Genomic DNA, 9,260 nt, shown 5'->3' with positions numbered 1-9,260 from the left:
AGCTCAGTTGGTAGAGCGATACCTTGCCAAGGTATAGGTCATCGGTTCGAACCCGATATGTCGCTCCAAATTTCTAGATGAAATTTTTGAAATGCGACATTAGCTCAGTTGAGTTAATCGCAAGAGTCGATACCCATCTTGTTACAAGGTATAGGTCATCGGTTCGAACCTCTCTTTATTTATAAAGAAAGGCCGCTCCACATTAGCTCAGTTGGTAGAGCGATACCTTGCCAAGGTATAGGTCATCGGTTCGAACCCGATATGTCGCTCCAAATTTCTAGATGAAATTTTTGAAATGCACATTAGCTCAGTTGAGTTAATCGCAAGAGTCGATACCCATCTTGTTCCAAGGTATAGGTCATCGGTTCAAACCTCTCTTTATTTTCAAAGAAAGGTCGCTGTAAATTCTACATGATTTAAAATGCGACATTAGGTAAGTTGGCATAGGTTGAAAGACGATACCTTGCTAACTTTATAATGAAGCAAACAGTACGCGACATTAGCTCAGTTGGTAGAGCGATACCTTGCCAAGGTATAGGTCATCGGTTCGAACCCGATATGTCGCTCCAAATCACTTCGTCTGTCAAAATTCCTATTTTTAGAAAATGCGATACCTTGCCAAGGTACAGGTCATCGGTTCGAACCCCTCTTTGTTTATAAAGAAAAGTCGCTCCAAATCACTTCCTCTGTTAAAAATCCAATTAATTACTAAAATCCAATTAATTACTATTACGACACTATACTCAGTTGCGTTTTCAGAAAATGCGATACCTTGTTAAGATATCGGTCATCTGTTCGAACCTCTCTTTGTTCATAAAGAAAAGTCACTCCAAATTTTGTTTATTCCAAAACTGGTGAAGTGTTTACTTTTGCATAAGGCTTACCAAAGCTAAATTGACATTTTCTTATGCTCACCACTGCAATCTAACTCATCCCGAATATTGTCATTTTAATAAATTTGCATCATCTACGTTTGAGTAAATTGTTTTTGCAATCAACAAACAAGTGATCTAGTACTCACTTCTTCATGGATCTCTAAAGTAAGAGCATATTGGTGAAGTAAAACATGATCTGGTTCAAATCATTTACTGGTGTTATCTCTGATAATCAACTCAAGATAGATTTTCCTAAGAAGTTAGGGCTTTGAACGAGGTGAGTGTTATGCGGATCCAACAACTGAGTGAGCTACTTGATTATGTTGCTAATTGCCATCTCGATATGGAGAAATTATATAAGCGTTTAGATCGTAACGCAGACTCCTCCAGAGTAAAAATGATGCTAACTTATTTTCAACAGCATGAGAGACATATATACGAAACACTTGAAAGTTACATAGAAGATGCGCCTTCAAGAATCTTAAATACTTGGTATAAAGACATTACTTTCGAAGATTTTAGCAAACGTTGTCTTGAAACCTCATTAGCCGCCAATATGCAAGAAGACCAAGTGCTTGAGTTGCATCTTGATTTAGAAAATCGCTTAATCGCGCTGCTAGAAAAAACAGCGATGAGTAGTCCTACTGATGAAATTAAGAGTGCATTAATGGATTTGGTCAGAGTGGCGCAAACTCAACAAAAACGTTTAGTTCACAGCACAATTCGTATGGATGATATCTAAACGACATATTAAATTTTGACATAACTTCCTGAAGTGTTAGTTTGCCAGCTATTCCCAGTAGCTGGCTTTTTTTATTAACAAAAAATAACCACCATAACTGTGGGAGTTCCCCTATAATTTCTGTTATATTTAGCATTCTTGTAACTCTTTTTTATGGAAGCTGACTTTACCCATGACATCGCTGCTTAAAACCCTTGAAAATGAACAAGCTACTGTCGCTCTTGGGCAACAAATTGCGCAGTGGATTGTGCCACCATTAACGATTTATCTTACTGGTGACTTAGGCGCGGGTAAAACAACGTTTAGTCGAGGTATTATCCAAAGTTTGGGTCATCAAGGCGCGGTGAAAAGTCCGACTTATACCTTGGTTGAGCCTTATGAATTTAACGATATGGATGTGTATCATTTTGATCTGTATCGATTAGCTGATCCAGAGGAACTCGAGTATATGGGGATCCGTGATTACTTCACTGATAGAAGTGTGTGTCTAGTTGAATGGCCCGATAATGGTCATGGATTACTTCCTAAGGCTGACATCCATTTGCATTTACGTTATAAAGAATCTCAAAGACAGGTTGAATTACAAGCCATATCCCCTGCAGGGCAGGCAATTTTAAATAAAATTAATATAAATAATAATGACTTTTAAAAAAACTTTTTTTATTCCTTTTATCATCACGCTGTTGTTTTTGCCTAATTTAGTTTGGGCAGCCAATCAACTTGATAGCGTGCGTATTTGGGCTGCTCCTGAATCGACTCGAGTGGTGTTTGATTTAACTCAAGCTCCTAAATACGACAGTTTTACCTTAACGGGGCCAGATCGTTTGGTGGTTGATATTCAGGATACTGGCGCTAAAGTTAATTTAGATAAAATAGCGAATAACAGCAAAATTATCAAAAAGATACGTTTTAGCTCGCCGCCTAAAAAAGGCATATTGCGCTTGGTTATGGATTTAACTAAACCGGTAAAGTCCAGTTTGTTTACTTTGCCTCCGACAGCTCCTTATGGCAACCGTCTGGTAGTCGACTTAGAAAATGTTGACGGTGGCTCCTCTACAGGTCAAACCGTTAGCCGCTCTGCTAATCAGTCATCGCGAGACATTGTGGTTGCCATTGATGCGGGCCACGGCGGCGAAGATCCAGGGTCTATTGGACCTTCTGGCATGCATGAAAAACGGGTAGTGCTTGAAATTGCCAAGCGTTTGGCGCGTAAAGTGGATGCAACTCCGGGCATGCGAGCGGTGATGACGCGTACTGGCGATTATTTTGTTAACTTGAATAAACGCTCTGAACTGGCACGAAACAGTAAAGCTGATTTATTGATATCGATTCATGCTGATGCCTTCACTTCACCGCAGCCAAGTGGCGCGTCTGTTTGGGTGTTATCAATGCGCAGAGCTAATAGTGAAATTGGTCGCTGGTTAGAGCAAAAAGAGAAACACTCAGAGTTGTTAGGTGGTGCAGGCGAGATCATTCAAAATACCGATAGTGAACAATATTTAGCCATGACATTACTCGATATGTCGATGAACAGTTCGATGGCGATAAGTCATTCTATTGCTGGTGATATTCTTCGTGACTTAGATACGATTACTCACCTTCACAAAAGAAATCCAGAATCGGCAAGTTTTGCTGTACTTAAATCTCCAGATATTCCCTCTATTTTAGTTGAAACTGGCTTTATCTCTAATCCAGGTGAAGAACGGTTGTTGTCTAACGGTAATCATCAAGAAAAGCTGGCTAATGCCATTTATAAAGGTGTGCTGCGTTATTTTGAAGGTAATCCGCCCGCTGACTCTTTGATGGCCAAGACGTCAAACGTTAAACACAGTGTAAAGCGTGGCGAGTCGTTATCAATTATTGCGCAGCGTTACAGTGTTTCTGTAAGCAGTATTAAGCAAGCCAATAATTTAAAGAGTGATGTAGTACGTATTGGTCAAAAACTCGTAATACCAAGGGCTTAATATGGCTATTCAACTGTTACCGCCACAACTTGCAAACCAAATCGCAGCAGGCGAGGTGGTTGAGCGACCTGCATCGGTGGTGAAAGAACTGGTTGAAAACAGTCTTGATGCCGGCGCGACTAGAGTTGATATTGATATCGATAAAGGCGGAAGTAAGCTGATTCGTATCCGCGATAACGGTGCGGGTATTCCTAGGGATGAGTTGGCATTAGCACTGTCGCGCCATGCAACATCAAAAGTTCATACGCTCGATGATCTCGAAGCTATTTTAAGCTTCGGTTTTCGTGGTGAGGCGCTAGCCAGTATTAGCTCAGTGTCACGGCTAACATTAACCTCAAAAACAGTTGAACAGTCTGAAGCTTGGCAGGCCTACGCTGAAGGCTCGCAAATGGATGTCAAAGTGACCCCTGCTGCACATCCACAAGGCTCGACCATTGAAGTGGTCGACTTGTTTTTTAATACCCCCGCTAGAAGACGCTTCTTAAAAAGTGATAAAACCGAATTCACTCATATTGATGAGTGGTTAAAGCGGATTGCCATGGTGCGCCGCGATATTCATTTTACCCTGACCCACAATGGTAAATTAGTGCGTCAGTATCGTCCTGCAAATACCGACATTCAAACGCAGCAACGTTTAGCACAAATTTGTGGCCGAGCATTTGCGGAGCAAGCTTTAAGCATTGCTTGTGAACATGAAGGCTTATCTCTAAATGGTTATTTACAGTCACCACAAGATACAGTCATCACCGAGACGAATTTCTTTTATGTCAATGGACGATTAATTAGAGATCGACTGGTTAATCATGCTGTTAAACAAGCTTTTGCTGAGTACGGTATTGAGCATCAACCTGGATATGTGTTGATGTTATCACTTGATCCACACCAGGTTGATGTGAACGTGCACCCAGCCAAGCATGAAGTGCGTTTTCATCAATCTCGCTATGTGCATGATTTTATATTACAAGCAGTGCAATCGGCATTAGTGCAAATGCCTGCGTTGGCCTTATCTGAGCATGAACCTGAATCTGAATCTAATTCACTAGATAAACATGATAATTGTGCAATGGTGCCCCAAGATCCAACTGTGATGGATGATGCCAATAGCATCGCTAGCATTGAAGACGTATTTTCACTTAACCGTGACTCCACTAAAGCGATTAATAGTGTTAGCGCGTTCGGCTCAATGCATGTTCCGGGAAAGAATAATAGTTTATCTGGGGGGTATTCAGCTGCAATTAAGCCTAGTTATGATAAAAAGCCTACTAGCCTATTATCTGCTGCCCAGACCAAAACTGCCATTGCTAACTATGGACAGTTATTACATACCCCGATGAATAGCGCGATATCATATGTTAATGAAGTCGCGACTGAGTTGGCCATCCCCCCATTGTTAGCGGGTGAGTATTGGGTGATATGCAAAGATGATAAGTTGTCATTGTTGCCTATAAAAAAGGTGCAATTGGCAGTGAGAAAGCAGCAAATTGAAATCAAACTCGCTAATGGCTTAGTGTCACAACCGTTATTAATGCCAGTATCAGTAGCTGCAGATTTAGATTGGCCAGAAACCTTAGCCAAGCGTGATCAATTACTGCGTAAGATGGGTATTGAATTAACAATTCGCTTTCAGCAGTTGATTATTAAAAAAGTGCCCCCATATTTGAGGGAAAGCCAACTTGCTGTTGTGATACCTGAATTATTGCAATGGATACAAATAGAGCAACCTTCAGATAATGCTATTGTCGGTTGGCTTGCACAGCAAAGTTTATCGCAATTTGAGCCAGTACAAGTCTTATGGCAGCAATTTTGTGCACTTGACGATGAAACGAAACAAACTTGTTATGACCAAGAGCACGTATTGCCTTGGCAAAATTGGATGAAAAATAATTAACGTGAACAGTGTCGATAAGCCGAAAATCATTTTTTTAATGGGGCCTACAGCCTCAGGCAAGACGGCATTAGCCATTGAAATGGCGACAAAGCATAATTGCGAGATTATTTCAGTCGATTCAGCGCTTATCTATCGTGGCATGGATATTGGTTCAGCTAAACCGACGGCGAAAGAGCTGCAAATGGCTCCGCACAAGTTAATTGATATACTTGATCCTAGCGAAAGTTATTCAGCGGCAGATTTTCGCCGTGATGCACTATTAGCTATCGAAGACATTATTCGTCGCGGTAAGACCCCTTTACTCGTGGGTGGCACCATGATGTACTTTAAAGCACTGTTAGAAGGTTTATCTCCTCTACCCAGTGCAGATGAAGGTATTCGGCAGCAAATATTGGCGCAAGCGCAAACAGACGGTTGGGACGTATTACACCAACAATTATGTCAAATAGATCCGGTTGCTGGAGCAAGAATTCATCCTAACGATCCACAACGATTATCGCGTGCATTAGAGGTTTATCGGATCAGTGGCAAAACAATGACTGAATTGACTCAAACTAAATCAGTCGCTTTGCCGTATGATGTAGTGCAATTTGCTATTGCACCTAACGATCGAAGTGTATTACATGAATTAATTGCTAAGCGATTTAATATCATGCTTGAGCAAGGCTTTATCGATGAGGTGTCACGCTTAAAAGCGCGTGGTGACTTAGATTTAGACATGCCATCAATGCGTTGTGTAGGTTACAGGCAGTGCTGGCAATACCTTGATAAAGAATTTGATCATGCGACTATGGTCGAAAAAGCTACCGCAGCCACTAGGCAATTGGCCAAACGTCAATTAACATGGTTGAGGAGTTGGCCGGAATTACAGTGGCTTGAAAGTGGTGTCGAAGGGAATTTAGTTACGCTTATGCGACAAAGCCGCTAGCTTATTAGCCGTTGCTGTATAATACTAAAACTAAACAATAAAACTTAATTCAACATATTTTAAAATAAAAAAGGAAATTCAAATGGCTAAGGGGCAATCTTTACAAGACCCATTTTTGAACGCATTGCGTCGTGAGCGTGTACCAGTCTCTATCTATTTAGTGAATGGTATTAAATTACAAGGCCAAGTTGAGTCATTCGATCAATTTGTTATCTTGTTGAAAAATACTGTAAGCCAAATGGTTTACAAACACGCTATTTCAACAGTCGTACCAGCACGCCCATTTAACGTTACTGCTCACCAAGGGACTGCCCATGGTGAAGAAAGCGATGCTGAATAATTTGAAAAGGAATACAATTTTTGTTTGATCGTTATGAAGCGGGTGAAACAGCGGTATTAGTACACATAGATTTTTCCGACGACGAACGTCGAGAGGATCTCACTGAGTTACAGCTATTAGTTGAATCTGCTGGTGCTCGCTCTGTTGGAGTGATTACTGGCAGTAGACGCTCGCCAGATCGTAAATTTTTTATCGGTACCGGTAAAGCTGAAGAACTAGCCGCAATGGTAGCTGCTACAGAGGCCAATGTAGTGATTTTTAATCATGCATTGAGTCCTGCTCAAGAGCGTAATCTTGAATTAGTATGCCAGTGCCGAGTCTTAGACAGAACTACGCTGATTCTTGATATTTTTGCTCAGAGAGCAAGGACTCATGAAGGTAAGTTGCAAGTGGAGCTAGCGCAATTGCGCCACATGTCGACGCGCCTTATTCGTGGTTGGACTCATTTAGAGCGACAAAAAGGCGGTATTGGTATGCGAGGGCCGGGTGAGACCCAGCTTGAAACAGACCGACGTTTATTAAGAGGGCGGATTAAGAACATTAATCGTCGACTTGATAAAGTGGATAAACAACGTGAGCAAAGCCGCCGAGCTCGTAAGCGAAGTGATTTAGCAACAGTGTCTTTGGTGGGTTATACCAATGCAGGTAAATCGACATTATTTAATGCGCTAACTTCGTCGGACGTTTATGCTGCAGATCAATTATTTGCAACATTAGATCCAACACTGCGTAAATTATCCTTACCCGACGGTGCGGTAATTTTAGCAGATACAGTTGGTTTCATTCGTCATTTACCTCACGACCTGGTTGCAGCATTTAAAGCCACATTACAAGAAACTCGACAAGCAGAGATCCTTTTACACATCGTTGATTGTGCCGATGACAATATGGCTGAAAATTTTGAACAAGTACAAAGTGTACTTAAAGAAATCGATGCCGATGAAATCCCGCAATTAGTCGTGTGTAATAAAATTGATTTGCTTGAAGATTTCGCGCCTCGTATCGATTACGGTGAAGACGGTAAACCTGAAAGGGTTTGGGTCTCTGCGCAAAAACGCATTGGATTTGATTTGCTGCTTAAAGCGATAACCGAATTAATCGGTCAAGTTATTTGCGAGCTTACATTGAAAATACCTGCATCAGCAGGACATTATCTTGGCCAGTTTTATCGACTGGATGCAATACAGCAGAAAGAGTATGACGATCTGGGGAACTGTATTTTATCTGTTCGTTTATCGGATGCCGATTGGCGCCGATTAGCTAAACAGAGTCAAGGGGAATTAGAGACATTTATTTTTGACGACTCAGAAGTAGACATCTCTTGTTAATCTCATTTATTTCATCCAATTATGGAGTGCTAAATGGCTTGGAATGAGCCCGGTAACAAGGGGAACAAAGACCCTTGGGGAAATAAAGGTGGTAACGATAAAGGGCCACCAGATCTTGACGAAGTATTTCGTAACCTATCAAAACGTTTTGGTGGCAAGGGGGGCAATGGCGCCTCTGGTCAGCCATTTAATTCATCTTTATTGATTGTTTTTGCCGTTATTGCCGTCATTATCTGGGCATTGTCTGGTTTATATACAGTTAAGGAAGCTGAGCGTGGTGTGTTACTCCGTTTTGGTCAACACATTGGTGAAGTGAGCTCCGGTTTACATTGGAAAGCCACTTTTATTGATGAGGTGACAATGGTTGACGTGGAAACGTTCCGTTCGATCCCTGCGTCAGGCAGAATGCTGACATCTGACGAAAACATTGTGAATGTTGAGCTTGTGGTTCAATACAGCGTATCAGATGCTTATTCATATCTGTACAGTGCTGTTGATGCCAACTCGAGTTTACGTGAAGCGACTGACAGTGCATTGCGTTATGTCATTGGTCACAATCGTATGGATGACATTTTAACCACCGGGCGTGATGCTATTCGTCGTGATACTTGGACAGAGTTAGAGCGTATTATTGAGCCATATAAACTAGGCTTAGAAATTCGTGATGTTAACTTTTTACCCGCTCGTCCTCCAGAAGAAGTAAAAGATGCATTTGATGATGCAATTTCAGCTCAGGAAGATGAACAGCGCTTTATTCGTGAAGCTGAAGCTTATGCCCGCGAAATCGAACCTAAAGCGCGTGGACAAGTTGAACGTATGGCACAACAAGCTAGTGCTTATAAAGAGCGTGAAGTTCTTGAAGCTAGAGGTAAAGTCGCTCGATTTGAGAAGTTATTACCTGAGTATAAAGCTGCGCCAGATGTAACTCGAAATCGTTTATACATAGATGCAATGCAATCTGTGTTGGCGGATACTAATAAAGTACTTGTCGACACCAAAAGTAGCGGTAATCTGATGTACTTACCTTTGGATAAGCTGATGGATTCTTCTAAGAGTCAGCGTAATCAAGTAGAACCTGAGGTAGAACGTCACATCAACTCTGTCTCTAGTAGTGGTGTTGATACGCCGATTACTAGTATGCCGACTGATGGTCGTCTCAGCCGCGAAGATCGTCTTCGCCAAGGGAGGAACTAAC

At 41.5% G+C, this 9,260-nt stretch carries 8 protein-coding genes and 2 tRNA genes (1 of these 10 running past the window's edge); all 10 read left to right on the top strand.

Annotated features, from left to right (window positions below; all coding sequences use genetic code 11):
- Positions 1-68: transfer RNA gene (locus GW828_RS02890), tRNA-Gly, on the top strand (it extends 31 nt beyond the left edge of the window).
- Between the two features lie 425 nt (positions 69-493).
- Positions 494-569: transfer RNA gene (locus GW828_RS02885), tRNA-Gly, on the top strand.
- 592 nt (positions 570-1,161) lie between these two features.
- Positions 1,162-1,617: a hypothetical protein gene (locus GW828_RS02880; protein WP_124018306.1), complete on the top strand. Its 456-nt coding sequence runs from the start codon at positions 1,162-1,164 to the stop codon at positions 1,615-1,617.
- Between the two features lie 172 nt (positions 1,618-1,789).
- Positions 1,790-2,266, top strand: coding sequence for a tRNA (adenosine(37)-N6)-threonylcarbamoyltransferase complex ATPase subunit type 1 TsaE (gene tsaE, locus GW828_RS02875; RefSeq protein WP_124018307.1), 477 nt, complete (start codon positions 1,790-1,792; stop codon positions 2,264-2,266).
- Entirely contained in the window at positions 2,256-3,581 is a 1,326-nt protein-coding gene (locus GW828_RS02870) for an N-acetylmuramoyl-L-alanine amidase (protein WP_182722345.1), read from the top strand. Before tsaE ends, GW828_RS02870 begins: the two co-directional genes overlap by 11 nt.
- Position 3,582: 1 nt before the next feature.
- Positions 3,583-5,469 carry a DNA mismatch repair endonuclease MutL gene (gene mutL / locus GW828_RS02865; RefSeq protein ID WP_273057908.1) on the top strand — a complete coding sequence of 629 codons (1,887 nt, stop codon included), beginning with the start codon at positions 3,583-3,585 and terminating at the stop codon, positions 5,467-5,469.
- A 1-nt stretch (position 5,470) separates the two neighbouring features.
- Positions 5,471-6,397 carry a tRNA (adenosine(37)-N6)-dimethylallyltransferase MiaA gene (miaA, locus tag GW828_RS02860; RefSeq protein ID WP_182722343.1) on the top strand — a complete coding sequence of 309 codons (927 nt, stop codon included), beginning with the start codon at positions 5,471-5,473 and terminating at the stop codon, positions 6,395-6,397.
- An 82-nt stretch (positions 6,398-6,479) separates the two neighbouring features.
- On the top strand, positions 6,480-6,737 hold the full coding sequence (gene hfq / locus GW828_RS02855; protein WP_124018311.1) for an RNA chaperone Hfq: 258 nt from the start codon (positions 6,480-6,482) through the stop codon (positions 6,735-6,737).
- A gap of 20 nt (positions 6,738-6,757) precedes the next feature.
- Positions 6,758-8,065 (top strand): ribosome rescue GTPase HflX, encoded by a 1,308-nt coding sequence (gene hflX / locus GW828_RS02850; RefSeq protein ID WP_124018312.1) that lies wholly within the window; start codon positions 6,758-6,760, stop codon positions 8,063-8,065.
- A gap of 33 nt (positions 8,066-8,098) precedes the next feature.
- Positions 8,099-9,259 carry an FtsH protease activity modulator HflK gene (gene hflK, locus GW828_RS02845; RefSeq protein WP_124018313.1) on the top strand — a complete coding sequence of 387 codons (1,161 nt, stop codon included), beginning with the start codon at positions 8,099-8,101 and terminating at the stop codon, positions 9,257-9,259.
- The last annotated feature ends 1 nt before the right edge of the window (position 9,260 follow it).

The organism is Shewanella vesiculosa (genome assembly GCF_009994065.1).
In the GTDB taxonomy this organism is placed as follows: Bacteria; Pseudomonadota; Gammaproteobacteria; order Enterobacterales; family Shewanellaceae; genus Shewanella; species Shewanella vesiculosa.
Note: the sequence above shows the minus strand (reverse complement) of the source record. Positions and strands in the feature narration are given on the sequence as shown.

Excerpts from the sequence above, each read along its gene's own strand:
- GW828_RS02880 (WP_124018306.1), top strand. The coding sequence starts at position 1,162 with ATGCGGATCCAACAACTGAGTGAGCTACTTGATTATGTTGCTAATTGC.
- tsaE (WP_124018307.1), top strand. The coding sequence starts at position 1,790 with ATGACATCGCTGCTTAAAACCCTTGAAAATGAACAAGCTACTGTCGCT.
- GW828_RS02870 (WP_182722345.1), top strand. The coding sequence starts at position 2,256 with ATGACTTTTAAAAAAACTTTTTTTATTCCTTTTATCATCACGCTGTTG.
- mutL (WP_273057908.1), top strand. The coding sequence starts at position 3,583 with ATGGCTATTCAACTGTTACCGCCACAACTTGCAAACCAAATCGCAGCA.
- hfq (WP_124018311.1), top strand. The coding sequence starts at position 6,480 with ATGGCTAAGGGGCAATCTTTACAAGACCCATTTTTGAACGCATTGCGT.
- hflK (WP_124018313.1), top strand. The coding sequence starts at position 8,099 with ATGGCTTGGAATGAGCCCGGTAACAAGGGGAACAAAGACCCTTGGGGA.